The organism is Mesorhizobium sp., assembly GCF_965229135.1.
In the GTDB taxonomy this organism is placed as follows: domain Bacteria; phylum Pseudomonadota; class Alphaproteobacteria; order Rhizobiales; family Rhizobiaceae; genus Mesorhizobium.
On the sequence record NZ_OZ245860.1, the window covers coordinates 3,836,150 to 3,853,367 of the forward strand.

19 protein-coding genes are annotated in these 17,218 nt (G+C 63.6%); 8 read left to right on the top strand and 11 right to left on the bottom strand.

Annotated elements, in window-relative coordinates; genetic code table 11:
• Positions 1–353: 353 nt before the first annotated feature.
• Positions 354–3,044: an aconitate hydratase AcnA gene (gene acnA, locus ACO07C_RS18190; protein ID WP_421915538.1), complete on the bottom strand. Its 2,691-nt coding sequence runs from the start codon at positions 3,042–3,044 to the stop codon at positions 354–356.
• A gap of 283 nt (positions 3,045–3,327) precedes the next feature.
• Here acnA and ccmA point away from each other — a divergent pair, with 283 nt between their 5' ends.
• From ccmA to ACO07C_RS18210, 4 genes are all read left to right on the top strand, one after another.
• Positions 3,328–3,990, top strand: coding sequence for a heme ABC exporter ATP-binding protein CcmA (gene ccmA / locus ACO07C_RS18195; protein WP_421915539.1), 663 nt, complete (start codon positions 3,328–3,330; stop codon positions 3,988–3,990).
• Complete coding sequence (gene ccmB / locus ACO07C_RS18200; RefSeq protein ID WP_421915540.1) at positions 3,990–4,655, top strand: heme exporter protein CcmB; 666 nt, start codon at positions 3,990–3,992, stop codon at positions 4,653–4,655. Before ccmA ends, ccmB begins: the two co-directional genes overlap by 1 nt.
• Before the next feature lie 130 nt (positions 4,656–4,785).
• Entirely contained in the window at positions 4,786–4,959 is a 174-nt protein-coding gene (ccmD, locus tag ACO07C_RS18205) for a heme exporter protein CcmD (RefSeq protein ID WP_421915541.1), read from the top strand.
• Positions 4,956–5,534 carry a DsbE family thiol:disulfide interchange protein gene (locus ACO07C_RS18210; RefSeq protein WP_421915542.1) on the top strand — a complete coding sequence of 193 codons (579 nt, stop codon included), beginning with the start codon at positions 4,956–4,958 and terminating at the stop codon, positions 5,532–5,534. Before ccmD ends, ACO07C_RS18210 begins: the two co-directional genes overlap by 4 nt.
• 261 nt (positions 5,535–5,795) lie before the next feature.
• Here the strand turns inward: ACO07C_RS18210 and ACO07C_RS18215 are convergent, their stop codons facing one another.
• Positions 5,796–5,963 carry a hypothetical protein gene (locus ACO07C_RS18215; RefSeq protein ID WP_137930382.1) on the bottom strand — a complete coding sequence of 56 codons (168 nt, stop codon included), beginning with the start codon at positions 5,961–5,963 and terminating at the stop codon, positions 5,796–5,798.
• A gap of 277 nt (positions 5,964–6,240) precedes the next feature.
• On the opposite strand from ACO07C_RS18215, the gene ACO07C_RS18220 reads away from it, so the two are divergent.
• Together ACO07C_RS18220 and ACO07C_RS18225 are read left to right on the top strand one after the other, a co-directional pair.
• Entirely contained in the window at positions 6,241–7,161 is a 921-nt protein-coding gene (locus tag ACO07C_RS18220) for an SMP-30/gluconolactonase/LRE family protein (RefSeq protein ID WP_421915543.1), read from the top strand.
• 159 nt (positions 7,162–7,320) lie between these two features.
• Entirely contained in the window at positions 7,321–7,527 is a 207-nt protein-coding gene (locus ACO07C_RS18225; protein WP_421915544.1) for a tautomerase family protein, read from the top strand.
• A 185-nt stretch (positions 7,528–7,712) separates the two neighbouring features.
• Here the strand turns inward: ACO07C_RS18225 and ACO07C_RS18230 are convergent, their stop codons facing one another.
• From ACO07C_RS18230 to ACO07C_RS18270, 9 genes are all read right to left on the bottom strand, one after another.
• Positions 7,713–8,261 (bottom strand): NADPH-dependent FMN reductase, encoded by a 549-nt coding sequence (locus ACO07C_RS18230; RefSeq protein ID WP_421915545.1) that lies wholly within the window; start codon positions 8,259–8,261, stop codon positions 7,713–7,715.
• A 39-nt stretch (positions 8,262–8,300) separates the two neighbouring features.
• Complete coding sequence (locus tag ACO07C_RS18235; RefSeq protein WP_421915546.1) at positions 8,301–8,921, bottom strand: pyridoxamine 5'-phosphate oxidase family protein; 621 nt, start codon at positions 8,919–8,921, stop codon at positions 8,301–8,303.
• Positions 8,922–8,946: 25 nt separating this feature from the next.
• Positions 8,947–9,618, bottom strand: a complete 672-nt coding sequence (locus ACO07C_RS18240; RefSeq protein WP_421915547.1) for a septation protein A — start codon at positions 9,616–9,618, stop codon at positions 8,947–8,949.
• 64 nt (positions 9,619–9,682) lie between these two features.
• The gene (gene ftsY / locus ACO07C_RS18245; protein ID WP_421917561.1) at positions 9,683–11,209 is read right to left on the bottom strand and encodes a signal recognition particle-docking protein FtsY; all 1,527 of its coding nucleotides are present in this window, start codon (positions 11,207–11,209) and stop codon (positions 9,683–9,685) included.
• A gap of 439 nt (positions 11,210–11,648) precedes the next feature.
• Entirely contained in the window at positions 11,649–12,977 is a 1,329-nt protein-coding gene (mtaB, locus tag ACO07C_RS18250; protein ID WP_421915548.1) for a tRNA (N(6)-L-threonylcarbamoyladenosine(37)-C(2))-methylthiotransferase MtaB, read from the bottom strand.
• A complete protein-coding gene (dapF, locus tag ACO07C_RS18255; RefSeq protein WP_421915549.1) occupies positions 12,977–13,861 on the bottom strand; it encodes a diaminopimelate epimerase in 885 nt (294 codons plus the stop codon). The genes mtaB and dapF overlap by 1 nt, the downstream gene beginning before the upstream one ends.
• A gap of 72 nt (positions 13,862–13,933) precedes the next feature.
• Positions 13,934–14,095: a DUF1328 family protein gene (locus ACO07C_RS18260; protein ID WP_027059387.1), complete on the bottom strand. Its 162-nt coding sequence runs from the start codon at positions 14,093–14,095 to the stop codon at positions 13,934–13,936.
• A gap of 145 nt (positions 14,096–14,240) precedes the next feature.
• The gene (locus ACO07C_RS18265) at positions 14,241–14,807 is read right to left on the bottom strand and encodes a hypothetical protein (protein ID WP_421915551.1); all 567 of its coding nucleotides are present in this window, start codon (positions 14,805–14,807) and stop codon (positions 14,241–14,243) included.
• 66 nt (positions 14,808–14,873) lie between these two features.
• Positions 14,874–15,893: an MBL fold metallo-hydrolase gene (locus ACO07C_RS18270; RefSeq protein ID WP_421915553.1), complete on the bottom strand. Its 1,020-nt coding sequence runs from the start codon at positions 15,891–15,893 to the stop codon at positions 14,874–14,876.
• Between the two features lie 131 nt (positions 15,894–16,024).
• Between ACO07C_RS18270 and ACO07C_RS18275 the strand changes: the two genes are divergently transcribed.
• Positions 16,025–16,495 (top strand): VOC family protein, encoded by a 471-nt coding sequence (locus tag ACO07C_RS18275; RefSeq protein WP_421915554.1) that lies wholly within the window; start codon positions 16,025–16,027, stop codon positions 16,493–16,495.
• Between the two features lie 126 nt (positions 16,496–16,621).
• On the top strand, positions 16,622–17,164 hold the full coding sequence (locus ACO07C_RS18280; protein ID WP_421915555.1) for a protease inhibitor Inh/omp19 family protein: 543 nt from the start codon (positions 16,622–16,624) through the stop codon (positions 17,162–17,164).
• The last annotated feature ends 54 nt before the right edge of the window (positions 17,165–17,218 follow it).

A 17,218-nucleotide genomic window follows, 5' to 3' on the forward strand; every position in this document is an offset into this window, starting at 1 on the left:
ATCGGCATGCGGCAAATATCTTCTGGTTGCAGTCGGTCTCTAGCGCGAGGCCGCCCCGGCCGCAATTGCGGTCGCGGCCAGTTAATGCATTGGTGAAGCTGACTTTTATTGTCAGTGGAGGCGCGGAGTGGAAGCCCATGCCTCGACATCCTCGCCGGTGCCGGCGGCGACGATTCCACAATTCGACGATCTTCAGCAAGGCGTGATCGCAGCAACATCCGGGCGGATGTCTGGCTCATGCGGGCCGCACGCCGGCCTGTCCGCTGCCAGCACTTACCATCCCGTGACCGGCATAAAAAAACCGCCAGAGTTTTGGCTCCGGCGGCTTGTTGTTGGTTGCCGTCTTGCTGCCTTTACGCGGCCAGGTCGCGCAGCACGTATTGCAGGATGCCGCCGTTCTTGAAGTAGTCGAGCTCATCCAGCGTATCGATGCGGCAGATGATCGGCACGTTCTTCACCGTGCCGTCGCCATAGGTGATCCTGGCGGTCATCGTCTGGCGCGGCTTGATGGTGCTCAGCCCGTCGATCTCGACCAGTTCATCTCCCTTGAGGTTCAGCGAGGCCCACGAGGTGCCTTCCTCGAAGACGAAGGGGATCACGCCCATGCCGACCAGGTTCGAGCGATGGATGCGCTCGAAGGATTGGGCGATGACCGCGCGGACACCGAGAAGATTCGTGCCCTTGGCCGCCCAGTCGCGCGACGAGCCGTTGCCGTATTCGACGCCCGCGAAGATCACCAGCGGCACACCTTCCTTCTTGTACTCCATGGCCGCGTCGTAGATCGATTCCTCTTCCTTCGACGGGTAGTGGATGGTGTAGCCGCCCTCGCGGCCATTCTCGCCCAGCATGTGGTTGCGGATGCGGATGTTGGCGAAGGTACCGCGCATCATCACCTCGTGATTGCCGCGCCGCGTGCCGTACTGGTTGAAGTCGGCAACGCCGACGCCGTGTTCGGTGAGGTACTTGCCTGCCGGCGAGGCCGCCTTGATCGAGCCCGCCGGCGAGATGTGGTCGGTGGTGATCTTGTCACCGAACAGGCCGAGCACGCGAGCACCCTTGATGTCGCCGATCTTGCCGAAACCGGTGGTCATGCCGGCGAAATAGGGCGGGTTCTGCACATAGGTCGAATTGTCGTCCCAGGCATAGGTCTGGCCTTCCGGCGCCTGGACCTTCTGCCAATGCTCGTCGCCCTTGAAGACGTCGGCGTACTTGCGGGCGAACAGCTCGCGGGTGACGTTCTTCTCGATGAACTCCTGGATCTCTGCCGAGCTCGGCCAGATATCCTTGAGGTACACCGGGTTGCCGTTCTTGTCCTCGCCGAGCGGCTCGGTGGTGAGGTCCTTGGTCACGGTTCCAGCCAGCGCATGCGCGACGACCAGCGGCGGTGATGCCAGATAGTTCGCCTGCACGTCGGGCGAAACGCGGCCTTCGAAGTTGCGGTTGCCGGACAAGACCGCGGCAGCAATCAAGCCTTTGTCGTTGATGGTCTTGGAGATCGGCGCCGGCAGCGGACCGGAATTGCCGATGCAGGTGGTGCAACCGAAGCCAACCAGGTTGAAGCCGATCTGGTCGAGCTCCTTCTGCAGGCCGGATTTCTCAAGATACTCGGCGACGACCTGGCTGCCGGGGGCCAGCGAGGTTTTCACCCAAGGCTTCTGCTTCAGGCCGAGGCGGTTGGCGTTGCGGGCAAGCAGGCCGGCGCCGATCAGCACGCTGGGGTTTGACGTGTTTGTGCAGGAGGTGATGGCGGCGATGACGACGTCGCCATGGCCGAGATCGTGGTCGGTGCCTTCGACGGCGTAGCGCTTCGAGATTTCCGCCGCCTTCTTGTATTCGGTTTCCATCGCCTTGGCGAAGCCGGCCGGAATACCTTCGAGCGCGACGCGGCCCTCGGGACGCTTGGGACCTGCCATCGACGGCACGACGCTGCCCAGCTCGAGTTCGAGCAGATCGGTGAAGACCGGGTCGGCGGAGCCTGCCTCGCGCCACATGCCTTGAGCCTTGGAATAGGCCTCGACCAGTGCGATGCGGCTTTCCTCGCGACCGGACATGGTCAGGTAGCGGATGGTTTCCGAGTCGACCGGGAAGAAGCCGCAGGTGGCGCCATATTCGGGCGCCATGTTGCCGATGGTGGCGCGGTCGGCCAGCGTCATGTTGGACAGGCCAGGGCCAAAGAACTCGACGAATTTGCCGACGACGCCCTTCTTGCGCAGCATCTGCGTGACGGTGAGCACGAGGTCTGTGGCGGTGACGCCTTCCTTCAGCTTGCCCGTCAGGCGGAAGCCGATGACTTCGGGCAGCAGCATGGACACGGGCTGACCGAGCATGGCGGCCTCGGCCTCGATGCCGCCGACGCCCCAGCCCAGAACGCCAAGGCCGTTGATCATGGTGGTGTGCGAATCGGTGCCGACGCAGGTGTCCGGATAGGCGGTGGTTTCGCCGTCCTCGGTGTTGGTCCAGACGACCTGGCCGAGATATTCGAGGTTGACTTGGTGGCAGATGCCGGTGCCGGGCGGCACGACGCGGAAGTTGCGGAACGCCTGCTGGCCCCATTTCAGGAACTTGTAGCGTTCCTCGTTGCGCTCGTATTCGAGCTCGACATTGCGGGCAAAGGCCATCGGCGTGCCGAACTCGTCGACGATGACAGAATGGTCGATGACCAGGTCGACGGGGACGAGCGGGTTGATCTTCTGGGGGTCGCCGCCGAGCGAAGCCATGGCGTCGCGCATGGCGGCCAGATCAACCACGGCGGGGACACCAGTGAAATCCTGCATCAGGACGCGGGCCGGGCGGTAGGCGATCTCGACGCCGGCGGTGCCCTTGTCGGTCAGCCAGCCGGCAACCGCCTGGATCGATTCCTTGGTGACGGAACGGCCGTCCTCGTTGCGCAGAAGGTTTTCCAGCAGCACCTTCATCGAATAGGGCAGCTGCGAGATGCCGGTGAGGCCGTTCTTCTCGGCCTCGATGAGGTCGAAATAGCCATACTCGGTGCCACCAGCGGTGAGCGTGCGGCGGCAATTGAAACTGTCGAGGGATTTTGACACGTGCGATCCGTCCTGTCTGTTCAGCCTGAAAGGGAACGGACGCCGATGGCATGCAATCACGCGCAAAGGTGCGGGTACGGCCATTTCCGCTGTCCGTTCCCAAGCAACCCGAGCCGTTCAAGGCGGCGCGTGCGCTGGTTCGGCGCTAATTCTGTTCCCGCGCCGACCGCTGGCACGGATGACCCGCATATAGAGAATTTCCTGGAATAGTTCTAGACAGTTGGAAAGCAAATTTGTGCGATGCGGCAGCGACCGTGCCGCTTCGTTTTGGGGACGGGCAGGGATGCGGCTGATCGCCGAAAATCTGGGCGGCGAGCGCGGCGGCGAGACCGTATTTTCCGGCATTGGGTTTGCGCTGGAGCGCGGCCAGGCGCTTATCGTCACCGGGCCGAATGGTTCGGGAAAGTCGACGCTGCTGCGAATCATCGCCGGGCTGCTGCCAGCGGCGGAAGGTCGCGCATTCTTCGAAGGCGGCGGTGAGGAATTCCCCTCGGTCGCATCAGCCTGCCATTATCTCGGTCATCAGAACGCGATGAAGACGGCATTGAGCGTGGCGGAGAACCTGCGGTTCTGGCGCGATTTTTCGGGCGAGGGCTTTCTGGGCGTCGAAGAGGCGCTCGAAACGGTTGGAATCGGCGGCATCGGCCATCTGCCGTTCGGTTATCTCTCGACCGGGCAGCGGCGCCGAGCGGCCATCGCGAAACTCTTGGTCAGCCGCCGGCCGGTGTGGCTGCTCGATGAGCCGACCGCCGGGCTGGACAAGGCCTCGGAGGAGCGGTTCGCGGGGCTGATGACGAGGCACCGCGGCGAGGGCGGGATCGTCGTCGCGGCGACGCATCTGCCGCTGGGATTGGATAGGGCACAGGAATTGAAGATGGGGGAGATGTCCGGCAGGACAGAGGGGGGCGCGGCAGAGCGCCTTCCTCAACACAGGACCCAATTATAATGTGGTCGCTCTTCGTACGCGACATCCGCCTCAACATCCGTGCCGGCGGCGGCGCGCTGACGGGCGTCATCTTCTTCCTTGCCGTCATCGCCACCATTCCGTTCGGTGTCGGGCCCGACCTGAAGCTGCTCGCCCGCATCGGCCCGGCGATCCTGTGGATCGGGGCGCTGCTTTCTTGCCTGCTCGGCCTCGACCGCCTGTTCCAGGCCGACCGCGAGGACGGTTCGCTCGATCTTCTGGTTCTTGGCAATGACCGGCACATGCTGGCCCTGACGGTGCTGGTGAAATGCCTTTCGCACTGGGCGGGCAGCGTGTTGCCGCTGGTGGCCGCGGCTCCCTTGCTAGGCCTGTTCATGAACATGGAGCCGGTGGCAATAGGCGCGACGGCGCTGACGCTGCTGGTCGGCACGCCGGCCATTACCTTTATCGGGGCTGCCGGCGCCGCGGTCGCGGTCGCGTTGCCGCGCGGCGGGCTGCTGATCTCGGTGCTGGTGCTGCCGCTGACCATTCCGGTGCTGATCTTCGGGGTCTCGGCGAGCTACGGGGCGACGGCCAACCCCGATCCATTCCTGCAGCCCTTCCTCATTCTCGCCGCGCTGACACTGTTTCTTGCCGTGCTGGGGCCGGTGTCGGCCGCACTGGCACTGCGGCATGGAAGCGATTGAGGCCGCCTGCTGGCCACGACATGGCATGCGGCGCAGCGCCTGATTGCGAAGCCGAAAATGCGAGGCTAAGGGAAGGCATGATCGAACGAAACGGCATGATCGGGCTGAAAGTCCTGGCGGAGCGGACCGCATGAGCGCGCACGCCCTTTACGTCACCGCCGCCTACGGCATCACGGCCGTGGTCCTGGCTGGGCTGATCGGCTGGATCCTCATCGACCAGCGGGCGCGCAAGCGCGAACTCGCCGAACTCGAAGCAGCCGGCATCCGGCGGCGTTCCGACAAGGCCGGGGCGGTCAAATCATGAGCATGGAAACGGAAACGCCGGCGCGTGGGCGACGCCTGATCGTGCTGTTGCCGCTGCTGGTTTTCCTTGGATTGGCCGGGCTGTTTCTGTCGCAGTTGCTGTCCGGCCGCGACATTTCGGAAGTGCCGTCTGCGCTGATCGGCCTGCCGGCGCCACGGACAAACCTGCCGCCGCTCGAAGGCAGCAATCTGCCGGGGCTCGATTCCAGCAAGTTCGCGGGGCGGGTGACGCTGGTCAACGTCTTCGCGTCCTGGTGCGCGCCATGCCGGGAAGAACATCCCGTGCTTCTGGCGTTGTCGCGGGACAAGCGCTTCGTCATGGCGGCGCTGAATTACAAGGACCGGCCGGAAAACGCCCGCCGCTTCCTCGGCGACCTCGGCAATCCGTTCCAGGCCGTCGGCGTCGACGAAGCCGGCCGTACGGCGATCGACTGGGGCGTCTACGGCGTGCCGGAAACCTTCGTCATCGGCAAGGACGGCAAGATCGCCTACAAGCATGTCGGCCCGCTGACGCCGGAGACGGCGCAGACGCTGCTGTTGCCGCAGATCGACAAGGCTCTTGCAGCGCCGAACTGATAGTACCCTCTCGCCTTCGTCATCCTAGGGCGAAGCAAGGAGCGAAGCGACGCGGCGCAGACCCTAGGATCCATGCCGTGACATTTGCCAAGAAATGCCGGAGTCCGAAACGCGCGGTTGTTAGCGCGAAATCACGGATCGTCGCAAAACAAGTTCTGCACCGCCGCCGCGCTCGCAAATCACGGCATGGATCCTTGGGTCTTCGCTCCGCTTCGCGGAGCTACGCCCAAGGATGACGAACGTAACAGGTAGACCGAATACTCAGCCGTAGATCTGCTTGTGGATCTGGTACAGCATCTCGCTGCGGTCGGCGCGCATGTCGGCAAGATCGCGGCTGGAGAAGCTGTCGATTTCGGCGACGAGGCGGTTGTAGTGCTTGCGCTTGGCGATGCTGGTGCGAGCGCGGTTCATCAGGTCGTTGAAGATCATGGGTGTGTTCCCTTTATTGCACCGCATTTTCGCGGCCGTTGTTCCTCCCTTGATCGATACGCAGCATGACATAGGAATGGTGCGTTGCAAAAAGAAGATGTTGCAATGCACCATTGCGCTGGGCGCATAGCGGGTTAACGGCGCCCTAATCACCGGCGCCAGCCGCACCGCCGCGCCCTTCCCTTCCGTTTTGTCTTACAAATTGCGGATACCTGTCTTGCCATATCCATCGCTGGCTGGCTTGATCTGACGTCACGTGATGCCGGGGAGGAAAAGCATGGCGGCCGCAGACTATTATGAAGTTCTCGACCCGCGCTTCGCGCGGCTGTTCAACGGAACCGCGCAGGTGGAAAAACTCTTCACCGGATGCCGGTGGGCGGAAGGTCCGGCTTGGTTCGCGGCGGGCCGTTATGTGGTCTGGTCCGACATTCCCAACAACCGCATGCTTCGCTATGACGAGACCGACGGCAGTGTCAGCGTGTTCCGCCAGCCGTCCGGCAATTCCAACGGCAACACCGTCGACCGGCAGGGCCGGTTGGTCACATGCGAGCATTCGGGCCGACGCGTCAGCCGCACCGAGCATGACGGGTCCATCACCACCATCGCCGACAAATGGAAGGGCAAACGGCTGAACTCGCCCAACGACGCCGTGGTGAAGTCCGACGGGTCCATCTGGTTCACCGATCCAAGCTATGGCATCGACAGCGATTATGAGGGGGACAAGGCCGAGAGCGAAATCGGCGCTTGCCATGTCTACCGGATCGATCCCGGCACGGGTGAGATCGAAGCCGTCATCACCGACATGGTCAGGCCGAACGGGCTCGCCTTCTCGCTGGACGAGAGCCTGCTCTATGTCGTCGATACCGGCCGCACGCATGGCGCCGACAATCCGGCGCATATGCGGGTGTTCAATGTCGGCAAGCACGGCAAGAAGGTTTCGGGCGGCAAGGTGTTCGCTGACTGCACCGCCGGCCTGTTCGACGGTTTCCGGCTGGATGACCAGGGGCGCATCTGGACAAGTGCCGCCGACGGCATCCATTGCTACGATCCGGACGGAACGCTGATCGGCAAGGTCAAGGTGCCGGAGGTCACCGCCAATTGCGTGTTCGGCGGCAGCAAGATGAATTGCCTGTATATCGCCGGCACGACGTCGCTCTACAGCGTCCGCCTGATGGTGAACGGGGCCAAGACCTATTGAGGCCGCTGGGCACTCTTCTGTGGCGGCTTTTGATGGCGTTTATACGCATGCCCGTGGCGCCCGCCGCGCCACGGTTCCCTGTCCCGCCTAGCCGCGTGACAGGACGAATTTCGAAGCAGCATCCAGGTGGCAGCCGGCAAAATTCAAAGGGAGAGAGTCATGCCTTTCGTCAATATCCGCATCGTCAAGGAAGTGATCGCCGCCGATCCCGCAGGCAAGAAGGCTGACATCGCCAGGAAAGTCACGGCGGCCATCATGGACGCCACCGGACTTGGCAATGACGACGTCTGGGTGGTCTTCGAGGAGGTCAACGCGCGCGACTGGTTCGTCGGCAAGACCGATGTGGAGACGCTGCGGAAGCGGTAGGGCGGCTGCGACGTTCCAGTGCGGCCGCCCCCTTTCCTTCGTCATCCTCGGGTTTGACCCGAGGATCCATGCCGCGACCTCGAACGTCAAGCACAGTGGAGCAGAATCTGTAACCGTTGCAACGTTTTAGCGTCACGGCATGGATCCTAGGGTCTGCGCCGCGTCGCTTCGCTCCTTGCTCCGCCCTAGGATGTCGAAGCTGCGTTTGCGCGTATAAAGCCCACGAAGCCCTGCACGGCTTCCCGCATCGCGCGCTGGTTCGCTTCCTCCACCAGGATCAATTCCATCTCGACCGGCTTCTTCCCCAACAGCCCAATCTCCAGCGCCGCGCCTTCATGGAGCGCGAACGACATGGTCCGCATGACCTCGGCCAGCGCCGCGCGGGCAAACAGCGAGCGTGGCGAGGCGTGCGCCAGCATGGCCGGCTTGTCGATGGCGGCGTCTCGCGACACCAGCCAGTCGAGCGCGTTCTTCAGTCCACCTGGCACGCCATGCGCATATTCCGGGCATGAGACGATGACGCCATCGGCGCTTGTGACGGCGTCGATCAGCTCGGACGCTTCGCGCGGTGTCCGCTCGCCCTCGTCGTCGGGATTGAAGATCGGCAGGCGGCCGAGCCCGCCATAGATGGTGACGCGGCAGCCGGGTGGCGCGTTGCGTGCCAGGGCCGCGACCAGGGCCGAATTGGTGGAGGCCGCCCGCAGGCTGCCGGAGATGGCGAGGATGTTCAGCAAGATATGGAGCCAGTTCTGACGAATCGCGTCGGCAAAAACCTACCACATGGTCTGCTTGTATTCGTCGTCGAGCCACCGATCGGTGACCTCGGCGGAATCCGACAGCGCCAGCTGGTCGCGCAGGATCTGACCCAGCGTGGGCAGCGTCGCGCGGTCGTACCAGCTTTCCGGCTTCCAAAGGTCGGAGCGCATGAAGGCCTTGGCGCAATGCATGTAGGTGGCCTTGACCGTGACCACGATCACGCTTTGCGGCTCCCTGCCGTCGACGGCAAGCCTTTCGCGCAAGGCTGAATCGATGGTGATGCGGGCATCGCCATTGACGCGCAGCGTCTCGTTCATGCCGGGAATAAGGAAGAGCAGTCCGACCGAAGGGTTGGCGATGATGTTCTCGAGCGTATCCAGCCGGTTGTTGCCGGGCCGGTCGGGAATGGCGATGGTCCGGTCGTCGAGAATGGCGGCGAAACCGGGCCGATCGCCCCTTGGCGTCACGTCGGCATTGCCGGCGCCGTCGGATGAACCGATCAGCACGAACGGGCTCTTGCCGATGAAGGAGCGGCAATGGCCGTCGAGCGCCTTCAGTTCCTTGCGGATCGAGCCATCGGTTGGCCGGGGCGTCTTGTAGATCGTCCTCAGATCCTCGCGCGTGGCGACGAATTCCATGGCCCTCTCCTCTTGCCTGCCGGCTCTATTGCTTGCCGGCCTTCTCCCCGTTCTTGTCGTCCAGCGAATGACGCAGGATCAGCGGCATCTGGCTGAAGGTGAACAGAAGCGTGATCGGCATGATCCCCCAGACCTTGAAGGTAACCCAGGCATCGGTGGAAAAATTGCGCCACACCACTTCGTTGACAATAGCCAGGAATAGAAAAAACAGCCCCCAGCGGAACGTCAGTTTCTTCCAACCTTCAGCATCGAGGCTGAAGGCCGAATCGAAGACATAGCCAAGCAGCGATTTGCCGAAGAACAGGCCGCCAAGCAACACGCCGCCAAACAGCGTGTTGACGATCGTCGGCTTCATCTTGATGAAGATATCGTCCTGCAGATAAAGCGTCAGCGCGCCGAAGATCAGGACAACCACGCCCGACACCATCGGCATGATCGGCAGCGTGTGGGTCAGCAGCCAGGAGGCGATCAGCGCGATCGCGGTGGCGGCCATGAACAGTCCGGTGGCGACGAAGATCGGGCCGCCGAGTTCGGCGAGAGCGGGAAACTTCTGCAGCAGCCATTCGCCGCGCGCATTGGCGAAGAAGAAGACCATCAGCGGGCCGAGCTCCAGCACGAGCTTGAGCACCGGGTTGAGGCCTTCCTTCTTTTGCTTCCGCGGGTCGGAAGGGTCGCGTTCGAGGATGGGCGGGTTCATGAAAGTTCTTCCTTGCGCATGATCCGATCCAAAAAGCCTGCAACTTTTCGGGATATGCTTGTTGTTAGGCCACTCCAGCGATCGCCCGGGCGAATTCGCTTGCCGAGAAAGGTTCGAGGTCGTCGACCTGTTCGCCGACGCCGATGAAATAAACCGGCAATTTGTGCCTTGCCGCGATCGCCACCAGGATACCGCCGCGCGCCGTGCCGTCCAGCTTGGTCATCACCAGGCCGTTGACGCCGGCAATGTTGCGGAAGATCTCGACCTGGTTGAGCGCGTTCTGGCCCGTGGTGGCGTCGACCGTCTGCAGCACGGTGTGCGGCGCTTCCGGATCGAGCTTGCCCAGCACGCGGACGATCTTCTCGAGCTCGGCCATCAGCTCGACCTTGTTTTGCAGCCGGCCGGCGGTATCGATGATCAGCACGTCGGAGCCGGCCTGCCTGGCCTTCTCGAAAGCATCATAGGCGAGACCGGCGGCGTCGGCGCCAAGCTTGGACGAGACGACCGGCGACTTCGTCCGCTCGCCCCAGATCTTCAACTGTTCGATCGCGGCGGCACGGAACGTATCGCCCGCCGCCAGCATCACAGACAGGCCGCCATCCGTGAGTTTCGCCGCCAGCTTGCCGATGGTCGTGGTCTTGCCCGTACCGTTGACGCCGACGACGAGGATGACATGCGGCTTGTGGTTGAGGTCGAGCTCCAGCGGCCGGGCGACATGTGTCAGCACCTTTTCCACCTCGGCGGCCATGACGGTGCGCACGTCGGTGTCGGAGACGTCCTTGCCGTAGCGGCTGGAGGCCAGCGCATCGGTAATGCGAAGCGCGGTTTCCATGCCGAGATCGGCGCGGATCAGCACATCTTCGAGGTCTTGCAGCGTCTCCTCGTCCAGCTTGCGCTTGGTGAAGACGCCGGCGATGTTTCCGGTGAGCTCGCGCGACGAGCGGGCAAGCCCGTCCCGCATGCGCTGGAACCAGGAGCGTCTTGGCGCCGGCTCCGGCGCCTTCAGCGGTTCGGCCTTCTGCTCGACTTTCTTGGTGACTGTCACCTTGCCGGGGGCGGGTTTCGACTCGGGCAAAGGTTGCGGGGCCGGTGGTGTAACCGGCTGCGGCTCCGGTGCCATCTCGGCAATGATGGGCTGTGCTTCAACCGGCGCTGGTTGGCGAATGGGAGGCGCGATTTCCGCTGGCGGCGCCTCGGGCGCCGCAATCGCTGGCGCAGTTTCAACGGGGGATGCCAAATCTTGCGCAAACCCGCGCTGCCCCTCACCCTTACCCTCTCCCCGTGAAGGACGGGGAGAGGGGGGCGTCAGCGTCGAGACTTTTTCTTCTACGTCAGAAAGAGGGGCGCCGGCGTTACGATCAGCGCCCTTCTCCCCGTCCCTATACGGGGAGAAGGTTCCGGCATGCGGATGAGGGGCGGCACCGACGTCCGAGGGAAGCTTTGCAGTCGGGGTTGCGGATGGTGCCTCGACCGGCGCCGGCACTTCGATTGGCGTAGCCGCCGGCTGGGAGTCCGGTTCGTCCGGTATGATTTCCGGCTGTTGGGGTGCAGGAATTTCGCGTGGCGCAGGCTCGGGAATGCGCTCCGGCACGACCGGCCGCTCGGGCTTTTCCTGGGGCTTGGGCTGTTCGACGGGTATTTCTGGAATCAGCGGCTTTGGCGCGGGCTCGACCGGCCGCGGTTCCTCGATCGGGGCAGGCTCGGGCTGGACCTCCGGCTCGGACGGAACCAAAGGTTCCGGCTCCGGTGGGGCGATTGGAGTGGGCTCAGGTGCTGGTTCCTCGATAGGCGCCGGTTCCGGTGCCGTTGGTGGCTCGGTCGGAGCTGTCGTCGAAACGTCCGCCTCGGGCAGCGGCTCGTCGCGCTTCAAGAATTCCGGAACGACCTGTTCAGCCGCCGGCTTCAAGGCATCCAGCGCTTCCCATTTGATCGGCGGCAGTGGCGCGGTCTCGTCGATCCGCTCCTCGACAACCTCTTTCTTGCCGAACGAAAATATCTTCTTGAAAAAACCAGCCATGCTTTTTGCGTTCTCAGGCGGCGCGCGCGGCAAGCGGCGCTGCGATCAGTCGGGCGCCATCGTGGCCAGTAATATCCGCTTCGAATATCTCGCCCGGCGCACCTATGCCGAGCGCCGCAAGCGTGAATCCCTCGGTGCGGCCAAGGCCGTCACGCTCGATCAGGATCGACTGGCGGGTTCCGGCAAGCGCGGCGAGATGCCGGCGATAGGCGGCCTCACCGGCCGCGCGCAGCCGGGCGGCGCGTTGCTTGACCACCTCGCGGCGGACCTGCGGCATGCGCGCGGCGGGCGTGCCCTCGCGCGGGCTGAACGGGAAGACATGGAGATGGGTCAGCCCACACTCCTCGACGATTTTCTCCGAGTTCTCGAACATGGCGTCGGTCTCGGTCGGGAAGCCGGCGATGATGTCGGCGCCGAAGACGATGCCGGGACGCAATTTGCGCACATCCTCGCAGAAGCGGATCGACTGGTCGCGCAAATGCCGGCGCTTCATGCGCTTGAGGATCATGTCGTCGCCCGACTGCAGCGACAGATGCAGATGCGGCATCAGCCGGGGCTCGGTGGCGATGGCGTCGAGCAGATCGTCATCGGCCTCGATCGAATCGATGGAGGACAGGCGCAAGCGCTTTACATCGGGCACCTGCTTGAGGATTGTCTTCACGAGCTTGCCGAGTTTCGGCGCGCCCGGCAGGTCGGCGCCGAAACTGGTCATGTCGACGCCGGTCAGCACGATTTCGGCATAGCCGTTGCCGGCAAGCCGTTTCACCTGCTCGACCACGGCGCCCATTGGCACCGAGCGGGAATTGCCGCGCCCATAGGGAATTATGCAGAAGGTGCAGCGGTGGTCGCAGCCATTCTGCACCTGGACGAAGGCGCGCGCCCGGCCTTCGATCGCGTCGACCATGTGGCCGGCCGTCTCGCGCACGGAAAAGATGTCGTTGACGCGCGCCTTCTCGGTGTCGTTGACGCCGAAATCCGGCAGCGCGCGATAGGAATTGGCCTTCAGCTTTTCCTCATTGCCGAGGACGAGGTCAACCTCGTCCATGGCCGTGAAATCCTGCGGCGCGGTCTGCGCCGCGCAGCCGGTGACAATGATGCGGGCTTGCGGATTGTCTCGACGCGCCTTGCGGATCGCCTGCTTGGCCTGGCGCACGGCCTCGCCGGTGACGGCACAGGTGTTGAAGATCACTGCGCCGCCGGCCAGCGCGCCAAGGCCCGCACTTTCGGCCTCGCGACGCATCACCTCGGATTCATAGGTGTTCAGCCGGCAGCCAAACGTCACCACGTCGATACCCTTTGAAGGGGGGGCCTCGGAAACGGGGCTCTTGGGGAGAGCGGACATCAAGCGGCGCTTTCGGTGTCGCGGGCCCAAACTCCGGTCGACGGATCGAAGCTGCCTGAAAACTCCCACTCGGCCGCGCCGGTCAGGATGACGTGGTCGTCTTCGCGCCACTCGACATGCAGCGAACCGCCGCCGGGCGTCCTCAAGGTGACGCTGCGTCCGGTCCGCCTGGTGCGGGCGGCGGCGACGACCGATGCGCAAGCGGCGGAACCACAAGCCTTCGTCAGGCCGGCGCCGCGCTCCCAGGTGCGGATGATCATGGTCTCCGGCGACGTCACCTGCGCGATGGTGATGTTGGCGCGCTCCGGGAAAATCGGATGGTTCTCGAGCAGCGGTCCGAAACGGTCGAGTTCGTAGGACCAGACATCGCGATCGACCCAGAAGATGGCATGCGGATTGCCCATCGAGACGACCGATGGCGAATGCAGCACGGGCGCGTCGATCGGCCCGATCTGAAGCTCGATCATGCGGGTGTCGCGAAATTCCTCGGCCAGCGGGATGTCCTGCCAGCCAAAGCGCGGCGTTCCCATGTCGACGGATATCAGCCCGTCGGCATGCTCCCGGGCGTTGAGTATGCCGGCCACGGTCTCGAAGGTGAATGTCTTGCGGCCGGTGTCGGCGGCGAGCGCCTGGACCACGCAACGCATGCCATTGCCGCACGCCTGCGCGCGCGAGCCATCGGAATTAAGGATGTTGATGAAGAAGTCGGTGCCATGTGCCCTGGCATCATGGATGGCCATGATCTGGTCGAACCTGGTCGCGGGATCGGCATTGAGCGCAATGGCGGCCTCGGGCGTCACGCGATCGGCACGACCGCGCATATCGGCAACGATGATCTCGTTGCCGATACCGTTCATCTTGGCGAAAGGGGCAGTGCTTGCCATCGCTCCGAAAATTCCGTGTCCGTTTGGCGCTATATGGCGGAAACGGGCGCGAATTACCAGTGTGCAGCGTTTTCACGTCACCGCGAAGATGCCGAGCACCACGAGCAGGAAGATGACCAGGACGATGCCGATCAGGACACGCGCGCCGGTGGCTGCGGCTCCGGCAAGCGCCGGCATGCCGAGCAGGCTGGCGGCGGCGGCGACAATGAGAAGAATGATGATCCACTTGATCATGGAAATGCCTCGCAAGAGATATCTGGAACCGCACTGAAACGCTGATGTGGCGCCTGGGTTCCGTCTGGCAGCGATGACCAATCCCCGCGTCTCGGCGGGCTGCTTCTTCAACATCGACGAGGGGACCCGTTCCCCAGGAAGTCCTCTAGCCGGCGATCTCGATATCGGTGATGAAGGGTGCCGTCTTGCTGGAATTGTCGTCATGCATGACGAAGTCGCACCGGTATTTGCCGGGCGGCAGGCCGTCGAGGGAGAGGTCAAGCTTGAAGAACAGTTCGCGGTTGTGCGAACGGGAGGCGACCTTGACGCTGCCGATCTTCTCGAAAGTGCCGAGCTTCTCGCCTGAGTCCGAGAGCAAGGTGAGGTCGACGGAAAGCGCGATCTGGCTGTTGCCGAGCCCGTCCGAGCCGTAGCCATACCCAGCCGGCTCCATGTACAGGAAGATCTTCTCGCCCGGCTTGTAAACATGATTGGCGCGTTCGCTGTAGATGCCGAAGCCGGTGGCCGAATCGACTTGCTTGACGTTGAGAACGGCGAGCGGCATGGCCTGCCACAGGGCGTCCTCGGCGCCGCGGAATTTCTCCAGCGCACCGGCGGCATCGCCGGATCGCAGCAGCTTTTCGGCCTCCGTGGCGCGGTCGCTGATGTCGCCGGCCATGGCTGCCGGTGCCGAGATCAAAAGCGCCACCAGAACCGCCAGGATCGACTTCATCCGCATTCCCCTTTGCTGCTTCGCGGACCATCGGCGAAAATCGTGGCGGCGTAAACGGCCGAATGCTCAGCGCCGCTCGATCTCCGGGATGGTCCAGACTTCGCCCGGACGCAAGGCGCGAAAGCGTTCTCGCGGGATGCCGTTGTCGTCGAGCGCCAGGTTCAGTTTCTCGGGCGGCTCGTCGATGGGCTCGTCGGTGAGCTGGAACGTGCCCCAGTGGCAGCCCGCGGCGTAGGCCGCGTTGCACAGTTTCATGCCTTGCACGGCCTCCTGCGGGTTCTGGTGTTGCGGCTCCATGAACCAGCGCGGCTCGTAGGCGCCGATCGGCAGGATGGCGAAGCGGAAGCCGCCGTGCTTTTGCGCCATCAGCCGGTAGTTGATGCCGTCATGAAAGCCGGTGTCGCCGGCGAAATAGATGTTTCCAGCGTGGGTCTCCAGAACGAAACTCGCCCATAGGGCCATGCGCCTGTCGCGCCCGCCCCGGGCCGACCAGTGGTGGGCCGGCTCGAGATGAATGACGACGCCATGTCCAACGCCGACTTTCCCGCCCCAGTCATGCGTGGAAAGCCGCATGCCGGGCACGGCGCTCCCGATGATGGTGTCGTTGCCGAGCGGGGTCACCACAAGCGGGTCGTGCATTGCTTTCAGCCGTTTCAGCGTTGCGAGATCGAGATGATCGTAATGATTGTGGCTGACCAGAACGAGATCGATCGGCGGCAGGCTCTCGAAGGCGATACCCGGTGGGTTGAACCGTTTGGGACCGGCAAAGGAAAACGGCGATGCGCGCTCGGACCAGACCGGGTCGGTGAGGATGTTGAGGCCCGCCGTCTGGATCAGCAGTGTCGAATGGCCGACCATCGTTACCTGGAGCGCCCTACCATCGATGCGCGGGACCGGCTTTGCCCTCGGAAACGGGCTCGGGCTGGCTGGCGGCCATTTCGAGCGTTCGCCGTTGAGTTGCCATTTCAGCAGGTCGAGGAAGCGGCCGGGCGGTTTGCCGTCGGGATTGAAGAACAGCGTGCCGTCGAAATGGTCGCTCGGAGGGCCGCTGTAGTAACGGTTAGCGGCTCTCTTTCTCGCGGCCAATTCTTCGGCTCCGGCTGGTTTCGTTTCCCAGACATAGGCTCTGCGGCGGCTGGCGCAAGCATTTGGCGGCGGAATGCCAAGGGCAGGGCGATGGCCTCGACTAGGGTACACGCAATCGGGAGGATGGAACCATGGCGATGAAGCGGACGAAGGCACCGTGGATGGAGGCCGATGATTTCGGCCGTTCGCTGCCGCGCGGCATCGGCGTCAATCTACTGGTCACTGACATGCCTGCGATGGAAGCCTTCTGCCGCGACGTCCTCGGCGCGCGAATCATCTATGCCGACGAGGATTTCGCCGCGCTCGAATTGCTGGGGTCGTTGTTCATGCTGCATGCCGATCACAGCTATCTCGACAATCCGATGACCGGCGTCATCGCCGGGGTCGAGACGCGGGGAGCAGGTCTGGAGCTGCGCCTCCATGGCGCCGACCCCGATGCGGTCGAGACCAGGGCGCGGGATCACGGCCATGTCGTGCTCGCGGGGGCGATCGACAAGCCGCACGGCCTGCGGGAGTGCTATATTGTCGGGCCGGATGGCTATGTGTTCGTGCCGAGCGCGGCGTTGGCCCAGGCGGGAAGCTCGTTGCGTCAACTGGGATAAATTTGCAACAGATGTTACCGCAAACCGTATTTTAACCATATCGGGTTGAAATTTCGCCACCTTCTCCATCTTGGTGGGGGTGACATTGCGCGGACGGCAGCCCCGCCGATCCGACGGAGGTTTGGAATGAACTTTTCGAAAACCGGTCTGGTGGCCGTATCACTGGCCGCTCTTGTCGCGAGCGGCTGCTCAACCTCGCGGTTCTCGTCGATGGATGACCAGCAGCCCGCGCCGCTGCAAGCGGCGCCCGCCGGCAAGGTGACCGCCAACCAGCTGCCGCCGCCAGCGGCACCGGGCACGACCGATCCGTCGCAATTCCCGACGGCACCGCAAGGCAACACCCAGGTGGCGTCATTGCCGCCGGATGGTTCGGCTCCCACCGGGGCGGCCGATCTGACCGCGGCAAGCGTCGCCGGCGTCTGGAATGCCAGCGTTTCCGGCCAGAGCTGCAAGATCGCGACGCCGCAGACCAAGTTCGGCGCCGGCTTCCGCGCCGGGCCGTTGCACTGCCCGGCGCCGATCGACGGCATCAAGTCGTGGAACGTGTCCGGCAAGCAGCTGACGCTGTATGACGACACTGGCGGCACGCTGGCGCGGCTCTATTCCTCGGGCGGCTCGAAATTCGATGGCCAGACTTCCAACGGCCAGCCGATCTCGCTTACAAGGTAAGCCTGATTTCTCCCGATGCATGTCGACCCAAAGGGCACCCCGGTTTTGGGTCAA

Bases quoted from the DNA above. Each gene is read 5' to 3' on its own strand.
- mtaB (WP_421915548.1), bottom strand. From the start codon at position 12,977: ATGTCCGCTCTCCCCAAGAGCCCCGTTTCCGAGGCCCCCCCTTCAAAG.
- ACO07C_RS18275 (WP_421915554.1), top strand. From the start codon at position 16,025: ATGGCGATGAAGCGGACGAAGGCACCGTGGATGGAGGCCGATGATTTC.
- ACO07C_RS18265 (WP_421915551.1), bottom strand. From the start codon at position 14,807: ATGAAGTCGATCCTGGCGGTTCTGGTGGCGCTTTTGATCTCGGCACCG.
- ccmD (WP_421915541.1), top strand. From the start codon at position 4,786: ATGAGCGCGCACGCCCTTTACGTCACCGCCGCCTACGGCATCACGGCC.
- ACO07C_RS18215 (WP_137930382.1), bottom strand. From the start codon at position 5,963: ATGATCTTCAACGACCTGATGAACCGCGCTCGCACCAGCATCGCCAAG.
- ACO07C_RS18260 (WP_027059387.1), bottom strand. From the start codon at position 14,095: ATGATCAAGTGGATCATCATTCTTCTCATTGTCGCCGCCGCCGCCAGC.
- ccmA (WP_421915539.1), top strand. From the start codon at position 3,328: ATGCGGCTGATCGCCGAAAATCTGGGCGGCGAGCGCGGCGGCGAGACC.
- ccmB (WP_421915540.1), top strand. From the start codon at position 3,990: ATGTGGTCGCTCTTCGTACGCGACATCCGCCTCAACATCCGTGCCGGC.
- ACO07C_RS18240 (WP_421915547.1), bottom strand. From the start codon at position 9,618: ATGAACCCGCCCATCCTCGAACGCGACCCTTCCGACCCGCGGAAGCAA.
- ACO07C_RS18220 (WP_421915543.1), top strand. From the start codon at position 6,241: ATGGCGGCCGCAGACTATTATGAAGTTCTCGACCCGCGCTTCGCGCGG.
- ACO07C_RS18225 (WP_421915544.1), top strand. From the start codon at position 7,321: ATGCCTTTCGTCAATATCCGCATCGTCAAGGAAGTGATCGCCGCCGAT.
- ACO07C_RS18210 (WP_421915542.1), top strand. From the start codon at position 4,956: ATGAGCATGGAAACGGAAACGCCGGCGCGTGGGCGACGCCTGATCGTG.
- ACO07C_RS18235 (WP_421915546.1), bottom strand. From the start codon at position 8,921: ATGGAATTCGTCGCCACGCGCGAGGATCTGAGGACGATCTACAAGACG.
- dapF (WP_421915549.1), bottom strand. From the start codon at position 13,861: ATGGCAAGCACTGCCCCTTTCGCCAAGATGAACGGTATCGGCAACGAG.
- ACO07C_RS18280 (WP_421915555.1), top strand. From the start codon at position 16,622: ATGAACTTTTCGAAAACCGGTCTGGTGGCCGTATCACTGGCCGCTCTT.